The sequence below is a fragment of the Halomonas ventosae genome (assembly GCF_004363555.1).
GTDB classification, from domain to species: Bacteria; Pseudomonadota; Gammaproteobacteria; order Pseudomonadales; family Halomonadaceae; genus Halomonas; species Halomonas ventosae.
Genome location: NZ_SNZJ01000026.1, coordinates 1 through 17,489, shown reverse-complemented (window position 1 = coordinate 17,489; position 17,489 = coordinate 1). Strand labels below are relative to the sequence as shown.

At 69.8% G+C, this 17,489-nt stretch carries 15 protein-coding genes; 14 read left to right on the top strand and 1 reads right to left on the bottom strand.

The window, feature by feature from the left end:
• Window positions 1-104: 104 nt before the first annotated feature.
• The 5 genes from thiB to DFP85_RS17430 all read left to right on the top strand — a co-directional run bounded on the left by thiB (window position 105) and on the right by DFP85_RS17430 (window position 6,532).
• The gene (gene thiB, locus DFP85_RS17450) at window positions 105-1,103 is read left to right on the top strand and encodes a thiamine ABC transporter substrate binding subunit (RefSeq protein WP_133637698.1); all 999 of its coding nucleotides are present in this window, start codon (window positions 105-107) and stop codon (window positions 1,101-1,103) included.
• On the top strand, window positions 1,079-2,782 hold the full coding sequence (gene thiP, locus DFP85_RS17445; RefSeq protein ID WP_208108544.1) for a thiamine/thiamine pyrophosphate ABC transporter permease: 1,704 nt from the start codon (window positions 1,079-1,081) through the stop codon (window positions 2,780-2,782). The genes thiB and thiP overlap by 25 nt, the downstream gene beginning before the upstream one ends.
• Window positions 2,766-3,419: a thiamine ABC transporter ATP-binding protein gene (locus tag DFP85_RS17440; RefSeq protein ID WP_133637697.1), complete on the top strand. Its 654-nt coding sequence runs from the start codon at window positions 2,766-2,768 to the stop codon at window positions 3,417-3,419. The genes thiP and DFP85_RS17440 overlap by 17 nt, the downstream gene beginning before the upstream one ends.
• Window positions 3,420-3,516: 97 nt before the next feature.
• Window positions 3,517-5,361, top strand: a complete 1,845-nt coding sequence (ilvD, locus tag DFP85_RS17435) for a dihydroxy-acid dehydratase (RefSeq protein ID WP_133637696.1) — start codon at window positions 3,517-3,519, stop codon at window positions 5,359-5,361.
• Window positions 5,362-5,443: 82 nt separating this feature from the next.
• Window positions 5,444-6,532: an oxidoreductase gene (locus DFP85_RS17430; RefSeq protein ID WP_133637695.1), complete on the top strand. Its 1,089-nt coding sequence runs from the start codon at window positions 5,444-5,446 to the stop codon at window positions 6,530-6,532.
• A gap of 5 nt (window positions 6,533-6,537) precedes the next feature.
• Here the strand turns inward: DFP85_RS17430 and nudE are convergent, their stop codons facing one another.
• Window positions 6,538-7,143: an ADP compounds hydrolase NudE gene (nudE, locus tag DFP85_RS17425; RefSeq protein WP_106229833.1), complete on the bottom strand. Its 606-nt coding sequence runs from the start codon at window positions 7,141-7,143 to the stop codon at window positions 6,538-6,540.
• A gap of 140 nt (window positions 7,144-7,283) precedes the next feature.
• Between nudE and yrfG the strand changes: the two genes are divergently transcribed.
• The 9 genes from yrfG (at window position 7,284) to DFP85_RS17380 (ending at window position 17,312) form a co-directional block, all read left to right on the top strand.
• Window positions 7,284-7,973 (top strand): GMP/IMP nucleotidase, encoded by a 690-nt coding sequence (gene yrfG / locus DFP85_RS17420; protein WP_133637694.1) that lies wholly within the window; start codon window positions 7,284-7,286, stop codon window positions 7,971-7,973.
• Window positions 7,966-8,352: a ribosome-associated heat shock protein Hsp15 gene (hslR, locus tag DFP85_RS17415; RefSeq protein ID WP_133637693.1), complete on the top strand. Its 387-nt coding sequence runs from the start codon at window positions 7,966-7,968 to the stop codon at window positions 8,350-8,352. The genes yrfG and hslR overlap by 8 nt, the downstream gene beginning before the upstream one ends.
• 12 nt (window positions 8,353-8,364) lie before the next feature.
• A complete protein-coding gene (gene hslO, locus DFP85_RS17410; RefSeq protein WP_133637692.1) occupies window positions 8,365-9,240 on the top strand; it encodes an Hsp33 family molecular chaperone HslO in 876 nt (291 codons plus the stop codon).
• A gap of 270 nt (window positions 9,241-9,510) precedes the next feature.
• Window positions 9,511-11,079 carry a phosphoenolpyruvate carboxykinase gene (locus tag DFP85_RS17405; protein WP_133637691.1) on the top strand — a complete coding sequence of 523 codons (1,569 nt, stop codon included), beginning with the start codon at window positions 9,511-9,513 and terminating at the stop codon, window positions 11,077-11,079.
• A gap of 136 nt (window positions 11,080-11,215) precedes the next feature.
• Window positions 11,216-11,713, top strand: coding sequence for a peptide-methionine (R)-S-oxide reductase MsrB (gene msrB, locus DFP85_RS17400; RefSeq protein ID WP_133637690.1), 498 nt, complete (start codon window positions 11,216-11,218; stop codon window positions 11,711-11,713).
• Window positions 11,714-11,769: 56 nt separating this feature from the next.
• Window positions 11,770-14,154, top strand: a complete 2,385-nt coding sequence (locus DFP85_RS17395; protein ID WP_133637689.1) for a Tex family protein — start codon at window positions 11,770-11,772, stop codon at window positions 14,152-14,154.
• A 33-nt stretch (window positions 14,155-14,187) separates the two neighbouring features.
• Entirely contained in the window at window positions 14,188-15,861 is a 1,674-nt protein-coding gene (gshA, locus tag DFP85_RS17390; RefSeq protein ID WP_133637688.1) for a glutamate--cysteine ligase, read from the top strand.
• Window positions 15,858-16,394 carry a disulfide bond formation protein B gene (locus DFP85_RS17385; RefSeq protein WP_133637687.1) on the top strand — a complete coding sequence of 179 codons (537 nt, stop codon included), beginning with the start codon at window positions 15,858-15,860 and terminating at the stop codon, window positions 16,392-16,394. The genes gshA and DFP85_RS17385 overlap by 4 nt, the downstream gene beginning before the upstream one ends.
• A gap of 6 nt (window positions 16,395-16,400) precedes the next feature.
• The gene (locus tag DFP85_RS17380; RefSeq protein ID WP_133637686.1) at window positions 16,401-17,312 is read left to right on the top strand and encodes an alpha/beta hydrolase; all 912 of its coding nucleotides are present in this window, start codon (window positions 16,401-16,403) and stop codon (window positions 17,310-17,312) included.
• The last annotated feature ends 177 nt before the right edge of the window (window positions 17,313-17,489 follow it).

Here is a 17,489-nt window from a genome sequence, read left to right as displayed (position 1 = left end):
AAGCCGGCTCGGCCTGCGCCGCACGTCATGAGCGGTAAGCGGCAAGACAACCCCGGGTCGGTGCCGAGCCGATGCCGGGGTTATCCATGACAACGGGACATCCCATGACAAGACCGGCAGCCCTGATCCTGACACTGGTAGCGGCGGGCACCGCATCCGCCGCCGAGCGAACGCTTACCGTCTATACCTACGACTCCTTCGTCTCCGAGTGGGGACCCGGGCCCGGCATCGAGGCCGCCTTCGAGGCGCGCTGCGGCGACTGCGACCTGCGCTTCGTGGCCCTGGACGGCGGCGTCGACATCCTCCAGCGCCTGCGTCTGGAGGGGGAGGGCACCGCGGCGGACCTGGTGCTCGGCCTCGACATGAACCTGATGGCCGAGGCCCGCGAGCTTGAGCTGCTGGCTCCCCACCGGGTCGACACAGCTCCCCTTGCGCTGCCCATCGACTGGGCTGATGACACCTTCCTGCCCTACGACTGGGGCCACTTCGCCTTCGTCTACGACACCGAACAGCTCGACCAGCCGCCGGGCAGCTTCCGTGAACTGCTCGAGGCCCCGGACGACGTCCAGCTGATCCTCCAGGACCCACGCACCAGCGTCACCGGCCAGGGCCTGCTGCTGTGGATCAAGCACGTCTACGGGGAGGAGGCCCCGGCCGTCTGGGCGAAGCTCAACGAGCGGGTGCTGACCGTCACCAACAGCTGGAGCCAGGCCTACTTCTCGCTGTTCATGAACGGCGAGGCGCCCATGGTGCTCTCCTACGCCACCTCGCCGGCTTACCACATGGCGGTGGAGGAGACCGACCGCTACCAGGCCGCCGAGTTCGAGGAGGGCCACTACCTGCAGGTGGAGACCGCCGCCATGGTGGCGAATACCGAGCAGCCGGCGCTGGCCCGCGACTTCCTGGCCTTCATGCTGACGCCGGACTTCCAGCGCCATATCCCCCTGGGCAACGTCATGAACCCGGCCATCGATTTGGGTGACGACTTGCCCGAGGTGTTCGACCGCCTGATCCAGCCACGGAGCCTGACCTTTACCCCCGAGGAGGTGCGCGAGAACCGTCGTGCCTGGATCCGCGAGTGGCTCAACGCCAGCGTGCGCTGAGCGAGGTGACTACAGCCTCACGCTGGGCCACGCTCTCGCGCTGGCCGCCGGGGCTCGGCCTCGCCGCCCTGACGGCGGTGGTGGGGCTGGGGCTCGGCAGCCTCGGGGCGCTGCTGTGGCAGGCCCGCGGCCTGCACCCGGCCGCGCTGTGGCAGGAGCCGTGGCTGGCCGCCGTGCTGCGCTTCACCCTCTGGCAGGCGACCCTCTCGACCCTGCTGGCGGTGGGGCTCGCCGTGCCGGTGGCCCTGGCCCTGGCGCGGCGACCGCGCTTCCCGGGTCGCGCCCTGCTGCTGCGGGCCATGGAGCTCTCGCTGGTGCTGCCCACGCTGATCGGCCTGTTCGGCCTGGTGGCGGTGCACGGCCGGCGCGGCTGGGCGGCGCCGCTCTGGGAGTGGCTGACCGGCGCGGAGTCGGGCTATCTCTATGGGCTCTCCGGCATCGTGCTGGCCCATGTCTTCTACAACCTGCCGCTCTCGGCCCGGCTGATGCTTCAGGCTCTGGAGACGGCCCCCGCGGCGCACTGGCGGCTGGCCTCCCAACTGGGGCTGACGCGGGCGACCCTCTGGCGCACCCTGGAGTGGCCGCGCCTTGCACCGCTGCTGCCGCGCCTGGCGGCGCTGGTCTTCACCCTCTGCTTCACCAGCTTCGCCATCGTCATGACGCTGGGCGGCGGGCCGCGCTCCTCGACCCTGGAGGTGGCGCTCTACCAGGCGCTCAAGTTCGACCATGACCTGGCCCTGGCGGCCCTGCTGGCGCTGACCCAGCTGGTCATCTGCCTGTCGCTGTGGCTGCTGGCCCTCTCCCGGGGCGGGTCGCCCTCGCTGGTGGTCGGCAGCGCCGCCCTGCCGGCCGGCGGGCGCTGGCACCGGCGCGACGGCGTCGGCGTCTCGCGGCTCACCGATGCGGCCTGGCTCACCGCCCTGGCGGCACTGCTGCTGCCGCCGCTCGCCGCGGTGGTGCTGGCGGGACTCAGCGGGCTGCCCGAGCTGCCGAGCAGCGCGAGCCTGTGGCCGGCGGCGGCGCGCAGCCTGGTGATGGCCCTGGGCGCGGGGGCCGGGGCCCTGTCGCTGGCGGTGGCCCTGCTGGTGGGCAGCCGCTGGCTCAAGGCCCGCCGCCACGGCGGGGCGGCGCTGCTGATGGAGGGGGGCGGTCAGCTGATCCTGGTGATCCCCTCCCTAGTGCTGGGCACCGGGCTCTTCCTGCTGCTGCGCCCGACCCTGGGCAGCGGCTGGCAGGGCTATGCCCTGGTGGTGCTGGTCAATGCCTTCATGGCACTGCCCTTCGCCATGCAGGTGGTGCGCGGGGCCCTGCCGGGTTTGTCGGCATCCGAGGAGCGCCTGGCCGACCAGTTCGGCATCCGCGGACGGGCCCGGCTGCGCTGGCTGGTCTGGCCGCGGCTGCGCCGCCCCCTGGCCCTGGCGCTGGCCTATGCCATGACCCTGTCGCTGGGTGACTTCAGCGTTATCGCCCTGTTCGGCAGCCCCTCGGCGCCGACCCTGCCGATGCTGCTCTACCAGCAGCTGGGCGGCTATCGCTGGCAGGGCGCCGCCGCCACGGCACTGGTGCTGCTGGTGCTGGTGGTGCTGGTCTTCGTGCTGCTGGGCTGGCTGACCCGTCGTCCGCCCCGTTACCCCTGGAACCGCCACACCCGCGAGGAGCGCCATGCTCGAGTGTCGTGACCTGAGCTTCCACTACGACCGCTTTGAGCCCGGCGAGACGCCGGACTTCCACTTCAGCTTCCGGCTCGCCCCGGGCGAGTGTCTGTCGGTGGAGGGGCCGTCCGGTTCCGGCAAGAGCACCCTGCTGGGGCTGCTGGCGGGGTTCCTCGAGCCCGCCGGCGGCACGCTCGCCTGGCAGGGCCAGGACCTGCTGGCGCTGCCGCCCTGGGAGCGCGGCATTACCACCGTCTTCCAGGAGCACAACCTCTTCGACCAGCTGCCGGTCTGGCTCAACGTGGGGCTGGGGCTGGCGCCGGACATGAAGCTAACCCGCGAGCAGCGTGCCCGCATCCATGAGGGGCTGGCCGAGGTGGGGCTCGAGGGGCTGCATGACCGCCTGCCCGGGGAGCTCTCCGGCGGCCAGCGCCAGCGCGTGGCGCTGCTGCGAGCGCTGCTGCGCGGCTCCCGGGTCCTGCTGCTCGACGAGCCCTTCTCCGGCCTGGACGAGGCGACCCGCGACGGCCTCTGGGCCCTGGTGCGCCGCCAGAAGGCCGCGGGGGCGGCGGTGGTGCTGGTCAGCCACGACCGCGACGACATCGAGGCGCTGGCCGACCGGCGCTGCCGGCTGGAGGGCGGCCGGCTGCGCCCCTTGGCCTGAGCGACTGGCCTGACGGCCGGGCGCGTGACAGAATCTGGGGCTGACTGGACACCCGAGCCGCCGGCACAAGGCGGCTGCACGATGAGAAGAGGACACCATGCCCGAGTATCGTTCCCGCACCACCACCGCCGGCCGCAACATGGCCGGCGCCCGCGCCCTGTGGCGTGCCACCGGCATGAAGGATGACGACTTCCACAAGCCGATCATCGCCGTGGCCAACTCCTTCACCCAGTTCGTGCCGGGCCACGTACACCTGAAGGACATGGGGCAGCTGGTGGCCCGCGAGATCGAGAAGGCGGGCGGCGTGGCCAAGGAGTTCAACACCATCGCGGTGGACGACGGCATCGCCATGGGCCACGACGGCATGCTCTATTCGCTGCCGAGCCGCGACCTGATCGCCGACAGCGTCGAGTACATGGTCAACGCCCACTGCGCCGATGCCCTGGTCTGCATCTCCAACTGCGACAAGATCACCCCCGGGATGCTCAACGCCGCCATGCGCCTCAACATCCCGGTGATCTTCGTCTCCGGCGGGCCCATGGAGGCGGGCAAGACCAAGCTGCTCGACCACGGCATCGACCTGATCGATGCGATGATCTCGGCCGCCGACGACCGCTACAGCGACGAGGAGATCGAGGAGATCGAGCGCAGCGCCTGCCCGACCTGCGGCAGCTGCTCGGGCATGTTCACCGCCAACTCCATGAACTGCCTGATGGAGGCCCTGGGCCTCGCGTTGCCGGGCAACGGCACCGTGCTTGCCACCCACGCCGACCGCCGCCGGCTGTTCGAAGAGGCGGGAAGCCGCATCGTCGAACTGGCCAAGCGGGTCTACGAGGGCAACGAGGCGCACCTGCTGCCGCGGGCCATCGGCTCGAAGGCGGCGTTCAGGAACGCCATGACCCTGGACATCGCCATGGGCGGCTCCACCAACACCATCCTGCACCTGCTGGCCGCCGCCCAGGAGGGCGAGGTGGACTTCACCATGGCCGACATCGACCGTCTCTCCCGGGAGGTACCGCAGCTCTGCAAGCTGGCCCCCAACACCCAGCAGTACCATATCGAGGACTGCCATCGCGCCGGCGGCATCATGGCCATCCTCGGCGAGCTGGACCGCGCCGGGGTGCTGGATACCCGGGTGCCCACCGTCTACGGCGATACCCTCAAGGACGCCCTGGACGAGTGGGACATCATGCGCTCGCCGAGCCCCGAGGTGGTGGAGTTCTACAAGGCCGGCCCGGGTGGCATCCCCACCCAGGAGGCCTTCTCCCAGGCTGCCCGCTGGCCGAGCCTCGACGGCGACCGGGCCGGCGGCTGCATCCGTGACCTCGAGCATGCCTTCTCCCGCGAGGGGGGGCTGGCGGTGCTCAAGGGCAACATCGCCGAGGACGGCTGCGTGGTGAAGACCGCCGGCGTCGACGAGTCGATCCTGGTCTTCGAGGGCCCGGCCCACGTGGTGGAGTCCCAGGACCAGGCGGTGGAGCATATCCTCGGTGGCCAGGTGAAGGAGGGCGAGGTGGTCGTCATCCGCTACGAGGGGCCCAGGGGCGGCCCCGGCATGCAGGAGATGCTCTACCCGACCAGCTACCTGAAGTCCAAGGGGCTGGGCAAGGCGTGCGCGCTGCTCACCGATGGGCGGTTCTCCGGTGGCACCTCGGGGCTCTCCATCGGCCACGCCTCGCCGGAGGCCGCCGCCGGCGGCGCCATCGGGCTGGTGGAGAGCGGCGACCTCATCCGCATCGACATCCCCAATCGGCGCATCGACGTGAAGCTCCCCGACGAGGAGCTCGCCCGCCGTCGCGAGGCGGAGGAGGCGAAGGGCAGCGAGGCCTGGAAGCCGAGTATCCAGCGCGACCGCAAGGTCTCGGCGGCGCTCAAGGCCTATGCCCTGCTGGCGACCTCCGCCGACAAGGGTGCGGTGCGCGACCTGACCCGGCTAGACTGAGCCTGAGACCCGGCCGGACGCCAGGCGACGCGAGCCTTTGCCGAAGGCCGGGCCCCATGACCCCTGCAGGGAAGCCCGCACGATGAAGACACAGACCCTCAACGTCGGCCTGGTCGGCTACGGCATGGCCGGGCGCACCTTCCACGCCCCGCTGATCCAGGCCGCGCCCGGCCTGGAGCTGACCGCCGTGGTCAGCGGCGATGCCGAGCGCGTCAAGGCCGACCTCCCCGAGGTCGAGGTGCTGCCCAAGGCGGCGCCGCTGTTTGCCCGACGAGACATCGACCTGGTGGTGATCGCCACTCCCAACGACACCCACTTCCCGCTGGCCAAGGCGGCGCTGACGGCCGGCAGGCACGTGGTGATCGACAAGCCCTTCAGCGTCAGCGCCTCCGAGGCCCGCCTGCTCAAGGCCCAGGCCGATGGCGCCGATCGCCTGCTGAGCGTCTTCCACAATCGTCGCTGGGACAGCGACTTCCTGACCCTCAAGGCGCTGCTCGACGAGGGGACCCTGGGGCGGGTGGTGGCGCTGGAATCGCGCTTCGACCGCTTCCGTCCCCGGGTCACCGACCGCTGGCGTGACCACCACAAGCCGGGCGGGGGCATCTGGTATGACCTCGGCCCGCACCTGCTCGACCAGGCCCGGCAGCTCTTCGGCATGCCCAAGGCGATCCTGCTGGAGCTCGCCAGCTCGCGCGAGGGGGCCGAGGTGGACGATGACTTCCTGGCGTTGCTGGAGTACGACCACCTGCGGGTGAGCCTGCAGGCCAGCTCCCTGGTGGCCGAGCCGACCCCGCGCTTCCGAGTCCACGGCACCCGGGGCAGTTTCGTGAAGTACGGGCTCGACCCCCAGGAGGCCTGGCTCAAGGAAGGGCAGGCCCCGTCGCCGGGCTGGGGGGTGGATCCCTCGCCCGGCACCCTGACCCTCGACGAGGGGGAGGGCGAAGCGACCTCCCTGGCGAGCCGCGAGGCACCGGCCGTGCCGGGGGACTACCCCGCCTTCTATGCCGGCATCGCGAGGACCCTGCTCGAGGGCACCCCGCCGCCGGTGACCAGCGAGTCGGCGCTGGACGTGATGACCCTGCTGGAGACCGGGCTCGACAGCTACCGCCAGGGGCGCTGGGTCAAGCTCAAGGACGGCAAGAGTGCCCTGCGCCGGCTGCACTCACGCTAGAGGGCTCACCAGAGCCCGGCGTCCACCGGCGCCTCGCTGCGCAGCTTGTCCCGGGCGATGAACAGCGCGGCGATGGCGCGGGCCTCGTGGAAGTCCTCCCGGGCCAGCAGGGCCGAGAGCTCGTCGATGGCGTGGGTCTCCACGATCAGCGGCTCCGGTTCGTCGCCGGGCAGGCGCCTGGGGTAGAGGTCGCTGGCCAGCAGCACCTGCATGCGATGGCGCATGTAGTTGGGGGCCAGCGACAGCTCCACCAGCGGCTCGATGCGGTTGGCGCCGAAGCCGCACTCCTCCATCAGCTCGCGGTTGGCCGCGGTGACGATGTCCTCGCCGGGGTCCACGAGCCCCTTGGGCAGGGTCAGCACGTAGTCCTCGAAGCCGGCGGCATACTCGCGGATGAGCAGCACGTGCTCCGGGTCGGGCATGGCCACGATCATTACCGCGCCGATGCCCTGGCCGGTGCCGGTGAGCCGCTCGAAGGTGCGCTCGGCGCCGTTGGAGAAGCGCAGGTCCAGCTCCTCGACGTGGAACAGGCGACTGCGTGCCACGCTGCGCCGGTCGAGGATGTGGGGCTTGACGGGCCAGGGCCGGGAGGCGTCGTGCGGGTCGGACATGGGCGGACTTCCTTGTTGGAGAGCGACAGGGGCGGGCGAAAGGGGCATGTGGTGGAGGCCAGAGCGGCGCTGTGCGCCCCGGATGGCGATTCGATACAATACTACGTCCCAACGGCCCCCGACTCACCCCCGGAGTAGCGATGATCGACTGGCGCGCCATCGACACCGTCCTGCTGGACATGGACGGCACCCTGCTGGACCTGCATTTCGACAGCCACTTCTGGCTCGAGCACCTGCCGCGGCGCTACGTGGAGCTGCACCGCCTCGACGAGGCGACCCAGGAGGAGCTGCGCGCACGGATCATCCGTGAGCAGGGCACCCTCAACTGGTACAGCCTGGCCTACTGGAGCCGCGAGCTGGGGGTCGACGTGGTGGCGCTCAAGCGGGAGGTGCAGCACCTGATCGGCCTGCGCAGCGACGCCCTGGACTTCCTCCGCTGGCTGAAGGCGGCCCATCCCCGGGTGGTGCTGGCCACCAATGCCGACCGGGCGAGCCTCGCGCTCAAGCTGCCGCTGACCGGGCTGGAGGATTACCTGGATGCCATCGTCTCCTCGGCGGACCTCGGGGTCCCCAAGGAGGAGCAGGCCTTCTGGTTTGCCCTGCAGGAGGTCGAGCCCTTCGACCCGCAGCGTACCCTGTTCATCGACGACAACGCCTCGGTGCTGGAGAGTGCCCGGGAGTTCGGCATCCGCCACCTGCTGGGCATCAAGCAGCCCGACAGTCGCCGGCCGGAGCGGGAGCTCGAGGAGTTCATCGCCCTGGACCGCTTCGCCAGCATCCTGCCCGACAACCTGCCGCCTTCGGCGGGCGAGGGAGGTGTCCATGGATAGCATCAGGCTCGACAAGTGGCTGTGGGCGGCGCGCTTCTTCAAGACCCGGGCACTCGCCAAGAAGGCCATCGAGGGAGGCAAGGTCCACTACGAGGGCGGGCGCGCCAAGACCAGCAAGGCCGTCGAGGTCGGCGCCCTGATCCGTGTGCCCCAGGGCTGGGACATCCTGGAGGTGGAGGTGCTGGCGCTCTCCGACCAGCGCCGTGGTGCCCCCGAGGCCCGCGCGCTCTACCGCGAGACCGAGGAGAGCGTCGCGCGCCGCGAGCGCGAGGCCGAGGCCCGGCGCCTCACTAACCAGGTCATGCAGCACCCGCTCAAGCGCCCCGACAAGAAGCAGCGCCGGGAGATCCAACGCTTCCAGCGCCAGCAGGATGACTAGACAGAGAGCCTCATGACCGACCAGATCCAGCGTTTCCTCTTCGACAAGACCAACGTGCGTGGCGAGATCGTCACCCTCGAGCGCGCCTACGGCGAGGTGCTCGAGCGCCACGACTACCCGCCGGCGGTGAACCACCTGCTCGGCGAGCTGCTCGCCGCGGTGGCGCTGCTCACCGACACCGTCAAGCTCGACGGCACCCTGAGCATCGAGGTGCGCGGCCAGGGCGCGCTCGCCCTGCTGATGGCCGAATCCAACCCCGGCGGCGAGCTGCGTGCCATTGCCCGCCTGGCCGAGGACGCGGCGATTCCCGGCGAGAACGCCGGCTTCCGTGAGCTGGTGGGTCAGGGGCAGATCATGATCACCCTGGACCCCACCGACGGCCACCGCTACCAGGGCATCGTGGCCCTCGAATACGACAGCCTGGCCGGCTGCCTCGCCGCCTACTTCGCCCAGTCCGAGCAGCTGCCGACGCGGCTGTGGCTGGCCGCCGATGGTCGACGGGCCGGCGGCCTGCTGCTGCAGCGCCTGCCCGATGAGTCGCAGAACCAGGACGTGGATGCCTGGGAGCGCACCGTGCACCTGGCCGATACCGTCAAGGAGGAGGAGCTGCTCGGCCTCGAACCGCTCGAGGTGCTGCGCCGTCTCTACCACGAGGAGACGGTGCGGGTCTTCGACCCCAAGGCGCTGCGCTTCGGCTGCACCTGCTCCCGCGAGCGCATCGCCTCGGCGCTGATGACCCTGGGCGCGCAGGAACTCCACGAGGTACTGGCCGAGCAGGGGGCCATCGATACCCAGTGCCACTTCTGCCATACCCGCTACCACTTCCCGGCGTCCGAGGTCGAGGCGATGCTCGAGGGCCCCGAGGGGGAGCCGCCGACCCTGCACTGAGAAGTGTCATGCCGCGGCGCTGCGTTGCAGCATGCGTTATCGGGTGAGCGGTAGTGAACGGTGCCGATGTAGTAGTAAAACTACATGAACTTCGCCCAAGAACAGCGTTTCCCGGCGGCCGGGTTTTTGCCATAATGGCGCCGTTTTTTCCGGTCGATCGCCCAGCACAAGACGGCAATGACCCGCGCACGGCGATCATGGCATGACCCACGTTGCGTCACCGACGCCCGGCACACGAGAGAGAAGCGGCCGCAAGGCCCAGGACACGACATGACCACGACTCAAGCCGCCCCCCAGCAAGCCGCCATTTCCCACGTCAACCTCTGCAGCGCCGAGCTGATCGAGCGGGCAGTGGCCAACGGGGAAGGGCGCCTGGCCGCCAACGGCGCCCTGGTGGTGAACACCGGCGAGCGCACCGGCCGTTCGCCCAAGGATCGCTTCATCGTCGACGAGGCGAGCACCAGCGGCCAGATCGACTGGGGCAGCGTCAACCGCCCGTTCGACGCCGAGAAGTTCGATACCCTCTGGGCCCGCGTCGATGCCTACCTGGCCGACGGCGAGCACTATGTGTCCGAGCTCCACGTGGGCAGTGACCCGGTCCACTACCTGCCGGTGCGTGTCACCACCGAGACCGCCTGGCACAACCTCTTCGGCCGCACCATGTTCGTGCGCCCCGAGGCCTACAACCCGTCCGTGAAGGACGAGTGGACCATCCTCAACGCCCCCTTCTTCGAGTGCGATCCGGCCCGCGACGGCACCAACTCCGAGGGCTGCGTGATCCTCAACTTCGCCCAGAAGAAGGTGCTGATCGCCGGCATGCGCTATGCCGGCGAGATGAAGAAGGCGATGTTCTCGGTGCAGAACTTCCTGCTGCCGGCCGCCGACGTGCTGCCCATGCACTGTTCCGCCAACGTCGGCGAGGATGGCGAGACCACGCTCTTCTTCGGCCTCTCCGGCACCGGCAAGACCACCCTCTCCGCCGACCCGGCCCGCTACCTGATCGGTGACGACGAGCACGGCTGGGGGCCGGGCACCGTCTTCAACATCGAGGGCGGCTGCTACGCCAAGTGCATCGACCTTTCCGAGAAGAACGAGCCGATCATCTGGCAGGCCATCAAGTTCGGCACCGTGCTGGAGAACGTGGTCCTCGACGACCGCCGCGAGCCGGACTACGCCGACGACAGCCTGACCCAGAACTCCCGCGCCGCCTACCCGCTGGAGCACGTCGATAAGCGCGTGCCCGAGAACCGCGCCGGCGAGCCCAACGCCATCGTCTTCCTCACCTGTGACATGTCCGGCGTGCTGCCCCCGGTCTCCGTGCTCTCCAAGGAGGCGGCCGCCTACCACTTCCTCTCCGGCTACACGGCCAAGGTGGGCTCTACCGAGGTGGGTTCCACCGCCGGGCTCGAGGCGACCTTCTCCACCTGCTTCGGCGCGCCCTTCTTCCCGCGTCCGGCGCGCGAGTACGCCGAGCTGCTGGTCAGGCGCGTGGCCGAGAAGGATGCCCAGGTCTACCTGGTCAACACCGGCTGGACCGGGGGTGCCTACGGGGAGGGAGGCTCTCGCTTCTCGATCCCCACCACCCGCGCCATCATCAGCGCCATCCAGTCCGGCGTGCTGCGCGACGTCGAGACGCGCCAGGTCGAGGGCCTGAACCTGGCGGTGCCCACCGCCGTGCCGGGTGTCGACTCCCGCCTGCTCGATCCGCGCGAGACCTGGGAGGACAAGAACGCCTACGACCGCAAGCGCCAGGAGCTGGCCGCCAAGTTCGTCGACAACTTCAAGAAGTTCGAGGGCGTCAACGAGGCGATCGCCAAGGCGGGCCCCAGCCTGACCTGAGGCGCGCGAAGGCGAACCGTCGGTGGCATCGACGGTCTGAGCGGGGGAAGGAGGCAGCTCCTTCCCCCGTTTGCGTCCTGGCGTCATCTCGAGGGGAAGGCTGGCGCCAGGATTCGATCACCGACGGAGAGAGACCATGAAACGACGGCATTTTCTAGGCGTGCTGGGGGCCGGCAGCCTCGCCGGCCTGCTGCCGGGGCTGGCCTCGGCGCGGCCCAAGCCTGACCTTTCGCGTGCCGAGGGGCTCGAGGTGCTGGAGCTCTCCGAGGCCGAGTGGCGGGAGCGCCTGAGCGACGAGCAGTTCGAAATCCTGCGCGAGGAGGGCACCGAGCCGGCCTTCTCGAGCCCGCTGGACAAGGAGACCCGCGAGGGCGAGTACCGCTGTGCCGGCTGTGACCTGCTGCTGTTCACCAGCGCCATGAAGTATGACTCGGGGACCGGCTGGCCGAGCTTCTTCGAGCACGTCGAGGGGCACCTGCTGACCAGCGTCGACTACTTCCTGGTCTTCCCCCGCACCGAGTACCATTGCGCGCGGTGCGGCGGCCACCAGGGCCACGTCTTCGACGACGGCCCCGAGCCCACCGGCCTGCGCTGGTGCAACAACGGCCTGGCGCTGCGATTCGCCCCCGCCTGAATCCCGATTGTGGTACCTTGTCGCGATCGTCTGGACGTTTGATTGCCAAGGATTTCATGGACGCACACGACAAGATCATCAGCCGCCTCGCCGAGGAGCTCGCCGTTCGCCCGCCGCAGGTCAAGGCGACGGTGGAACTGCTCGACGGCGGGGCCACCGTGCCTTTCATCGCCCGCTATCGCAAGGAAGTCACCGGCGGGCTCGATGACATCCAGCTGCGCCAACTCCACGAGCGCCTGTCCTACCTGCGCGAGCTGGAGGAGCGCCGCGAGGCGGTACTGGCCGCCATCGACGAGCAGGGAAAGCTCACCGATGACCTCGCCGCCAGCATCCGTGCCGCCGAGACCAAGCAGCGCCTGGAAGACCTCTACCTGCCCTACAAGAAGAAGCGGCGCACCAAGGCGCAGATTGCCCGGGAGGCGGGGCTCGAGTCGCTGGCCGATGCCCTGCTGGCCGACCCGACCCTGGTCCCCGAGGCCGAGGCGGCAAGCTACCTTCGTCCCGCAGAAGGCGACATCCCCGCCGTCGAGGACGCCAAGGCGGCCCTGGACGGCGCCAAGCAGATCCTCATGGAGCGTTTCGCCGAGGACCCCGAGCTGGTCGGCCAGCTGCGCGAACGGCTGTGGCACGAGGGCGAGCTCTCCTCACGGGTGATCGCCGGCAAGGAGCAGGAGGGCGCCAAGTTCTCCGACTACTTCGAGCACGACGAGCGGCTCGCCAAGGTGCCCTCGCACCGCGCGCTGGCGATGTTCCGTGGGCGCAACGAGGGCGTGCTGGCGCTGGCCCTGCGCCTGCCCGGCGAGGAGGAGGCCCCGCTCCATCCGGCACAGGTGGCCATCGCCCGGCACTTCGGTATCTTCAACGGGAGCGGCGACCAGGACCGGCCCGCCGACCGTTGGCTCGCTGAGGTGGTGCGTTGGACCTGGCGGGTCAAGCTCTACACCCACCTGGAGACCGAGTTGATGGGTCGGCTGCGCGAGCGCGCGGAGCTCGAGGCCATCGAGGTGTTCGCCGCCAACCTCAAGGACCTGCTGCTGGCTGCTCCGGCGGGACAGAAGGCGACCCTGGCCATCGACCCTGGCCTGCGAACCGGCTGCAAGGTGGCGGTGGTGGATGCCACCGGCCAGTTCCTGGAGCACGCCACCATCTATCCCCACGCGCCCCGCAATGCCTGGGACGCGTCGCTGTCCGAGCTGGCCAGGCTGGTGGAGAGGCACGACGTGGCGCTGGTCGCCGTGGGCAATGGCACCGCCAGCCGCGAGACCGACAGGCTCGCCGGTGAGCTGGTGAAACGGTTCTCTTCACAAGAAGGGCAGGGGAAGCGCGTGCTCTCCAAGGTGATGGTCAGCGAGGCGGGCGCCTCGGTCTACTCCGCTTCGGAGTATGCCTCCCGGGAGCTGCCGGACCTCGACGTCACCATCCGCGGTGCGGTCTCCATCGCCCGGCGGCTGCAGGACCCGCTGGCCGAGTTGGTCAAGATCGAGCCCAAGTCCATCGGCGTGGGCCAGTACCAGCACGACGTCTCGCAGCTGCAGCTCTCCCGGAGCCTGGAGGCGGTGATCGAGGATTGCGTCAACGCCGTGGGGGTGGACCTCAACACGGCGTCGAGCGCTCTGCTGTCGCGGGTCGCCGGCCTCAATGCGGCCCTGGCCGACAATATCGTCGCGCGGCGCAACGCTCAAGGGCCCTTCACCAGCCGTCGGGCGCTGCTCGAGGTCAGCCGCCTCGGGCCCAAGACCTTCGAGCAGTGCGCCGGCTTCCTGCGCATCATGAACGGCGACAACCCGCTGGATGCCAGCGCCGTGCACCCCGAGGCCTATCCGCTGGTGGAGCGCATCGCCCAGCGCAGCGGGCGTCCCCTGGCCGGGCTGATCGGCGACAGCGCCACCCTCAGGTCGCTGAAGCCCGCTGAGTTCGCCGACGAGCGCTTCGGCGTGCCTACGGTCACCGACATCCTCGCCGAGCTCGACAAGCCGGGGCGTGACCCACGCCCCGAGTTCAAGGCGGCCGAGTTCCGCGAGGGGGTCGAGACCCTGAAGGACCTCGAGCCCGGCATGATCCTCGAGGGCAGCGTGACCAACGTCACCCACTTCGGGGCCTTCGTCGACATCGGCGTCCACCAGGATGGCCTGGTGCACATCTCGGCGCTCTCCGAGAAGTTCATCGAGGACCCCCGGACCGTCGTCAAGGCCGGCGACATCGTGCGGGTCAAGGTGATGAGCGTGGACCTCGCGCGCTCGCGCATTGGCCTTACCATGCGCCTCGATGACCAGCCGGACGACCGGGGTGACGACCAGCCCTCCGACCCGCCGCGCCGCGGACGTGGCAACGCCCGGGGCCAGGGAGCCGGGAAGGCTGGTCGCGGCGGCAAGGCGGCCGAGCCGGCCAGCCAGATGGGCGCCCTGGGGGCGGCCCTGCTGCAGGCCAAGAAGGGGCGCTGACCTTGAAGCGTCGCCTGACGGCACCATAATCTGATGTTTGCCGGGCGCGATGGCGCCCGCCTTTCCACACATGGGGTGACCATCTTGTCCGAATCGTTCACCAGCCGCGTCGATCGCCTCAAGTCCCTGGCCGACCAGGGGCGGGTCCGGCGCCTGCGCCGCGGCATCGAGAAGGAGGGGTTGCGGGTCGACGGCGAGGGGCGCATCGCCGCCACCCCCCATCCCGCCGCGCTGGGCTCCAAGCTGACCCACCCGCATATCACCACCGACTACTCCGAGGCGCTGCTGGAGTACATCACCCCGGTCTACTGTCGGCCAGTCGATGCCATGGGCTTCCTCGCCGACCTGCACCGCTTCAGCTATCGGCACCTGGACGACGAGCTGATCTGGCCGGCGAGCATGCCGGCGCGCCTGGACGGCAACGACAGCGTGCCCATCGCCGACTACGGCCGCTCCAACGTGGGCACCATGAAGCACGTCTACCGCAAGGGCCTGGACCTGCGCTACGGGCGGATCATGCAGTCCATTGCCGGGGTGCATTACAACGTCTCGCTGCCCGATGACCTCTGGCAGCTGCTGCGCGAGCTCGAGGGTGACCTCGACACCCCCCTGCGCGACTACCGCTCGTCGCGCTACTTCGGCCTGATCCGCAACTTCCGCCGCCACAGCTGGCTGCTGCTCTACCTGTTCGGCGCCTCGCCGGCGCTGGACCGCAGCTTCCTGCCGAGCGGCGAGCTGCCCGAGAAGCTCCAGCGGCATGGCGAGGACACCCTGGTGTCGCGCCACGCCACCAGCCTGCGCATGTCGGACCTGGGCTACCAGAACAAGGTCCAGGAGCAGCTGAAGATCTGCTTCAACTCGCTCTCCAACTACGTCAATACCCTGCGCCACGCCATCGCCACGCCCTGGCAGGACTACCAGAAGCTGGGCGTGAAGGAGGGCGACGAGTGGCGCCAGCTCAACGCCAACATCCTGCAGATCGAGAACGAGTACTACAGCGACATCCGCCCCAAGCGGGTGGCACGCCATGACGAGACCCCCAGCCAGGCGCTGGAGGCTCGCGGCGTGGAGTACATCGAGGTGCGCTGCCTGGACCTCAACCCCTTCCTGCCGCTGGGGGTGGACGAGCCGCAGATCCGCTTCCTCGACACCTTCCTGATGTGGTGCCTGCTCAGCGAGAGCCCCTGGATCCCCGACGACGAGTGCGACCGGCTCGACGACAATCGCCGCCTGGTGGTCGAGCGTGGCCGGGACCCCGAGCTGCGCCTGCTGCAGGATGGCCGGCACCGCTCCATCGCCGACTGGGGCGGCGAGATCTTCACCGAGATGGTGGCGGTGGCCGAGCTGCTCGATCGCCTGGAAGAGGGCGAGCCTCACGGCGAGGCGCTGGCGGCCCTGTCGCCGCGCCTCGACGACCCCGCCCTGACGCCCTCCGCGCGCCTGCTGGCGCGCCTCGAGTCTAGCGGGGAGTCCTTCGTCGAGGCCATGCTGGGCCTCGCCCGGGAACAGGCGCAAGCCTTCCGTGATACCCCCATGGACCCGTCTCGGGAGGCGCTGTTCGACGAGCTGGTGGCGACCTCCCTGGCGCAGCAGCGTGACCTCGAGGCAGGTGAGACCGAGGGCTTCGACGCCTTCCTGTCCCGCTATTTCGAGCGTGCCCGCGAGGTGCGGGCCGTCACGCCGCTGCAGACGGGAGAGACGTCATGATCGACGACCTTCGGCGCCTCTCGGTCCGCGAGTGGAGCCTCGCGGGCCTCGCCTTCTGCGTGCTGATGATGGCCGTGGCCCTGGGGCTCGAGCATGTCGTCGGGCTGGAGCCCTGCCCGCTGTGCATCTTCCAGCGGGTGGCCGTGCTGGCCGCCGCCGCCGTCTTCCTCGTCGCCGCGATCCACGACCCCGTGGGCCGCGCGGGGGCAGTGATCTACGGCCTGCTGTCGCTGGCCGCCGTGGGCGGCGGCGTCGCCGTGGCGGGGCGCCACCTGTGGCTGCAGTCGCTGCCGGCCGACGAGGTGCCGAGCTGCGGCCCGGGGCTCGACTACATGATGGAGATCCTGCCCCTGCAGCAGGTGCTGGCCCAGGTGCTCTCGGGCTCGGGAGAGTGCGCCGAGATCGACTTCCTGCTGCTCGGCATCTCGCTGCCCGGCTGGACCCTGGCCGGCTTCCTGGTGCTCGCCCTGGCCCCGCTGGGCCTGCTGCTGGCGGCCAATCGCCCGCGCCGCGGCTATCGCTGGCAGGGCTAGGGCGCCATGCTCTATCGCGACCTGGCGACCCAGGAGGCGATCGACCGCGCCTACGACCCCATGCGGGGTCGGGACCCCGCCGTACTGCTCGCCGACTGGCATGATCGGAGTGCGGCGTCTCGCCAGCGCCACCGGGTGACGCGCGACCTGCCCTACGGGCCCACGCTCGCCGAGTGCCTGGACCTCTACCACGCCGAGGGCAGGGGGGAGGGGAGAGCGGAGGAGAGAGCAGAGGGGGGAGAGGAGGGCAAGCCTGTCCCCTGCCACCTCTTCTTCCATGGCGGCTACTGGCGCTCGCTCAGCCACAAGGAATTCGGCTTCGTCGTCGACGGCCTGGTGGCGTCGGGCATCACCGTGGCGGTGGTCAACTACGCCCTCTGCCCCGCGGTGGCGTTCGGCGAGGTGGTGCGCCAGGCCCGGGCGGCGCTGGCGTGGGTCTATCAGCACGCGGGGGCACTGGGTGTCGACCCGCGCCAGATCAGCGTCTCGGGCCACTCCGCCGGCGGGCACCTCTGCGCCATGCTGCTGGCCACCGACTGGGAAGGCGACTATGGCCTGCCTGACGACCTGATCAAGGGGACGCTGTGCGTCAGTGGCCTCTATGACCTCGGGCCCTTTCCCTGGTCATGGCTGCAGCCCAAGCTGCAGCTCACCGGCCGCGACGTGAGCGACTACAGCCCGGTGCGGCAGCCCTGCCGCGCCCCAGCGGGGGTGCAGCTGGTCGCCGGCGGCGAGGAGTCCAGCGAGTTCGCGCGCCAGATGCAGGCCTACGCCAAGCACTTACGCGGGCAGGGTATCGGCGTCGAGTCAGCCGTGCTGGAAGGCGATGACCACTTCTCGCTTCTCGAGCACTATCGCCCCGGTGGGCGCTTCGTCGAGGGGATCACCGCCTTCCACCCCCAAGGCTATCGCAGATAGAGGTATCACTCGGGGCTGATCCGTCGACAAGCCTGCGAGGAGGCGCTGTGAATACCTCCCTGTACGCTACCGACGCCTTCCCTGGCGTAGGACCTTGTGTCTCTCCAGTGAGGGGTGATTAGCTACCACCGCTCACAGCCTGGGTGTATCCCGAGTAGGACCGAATGGCCTCGAGCC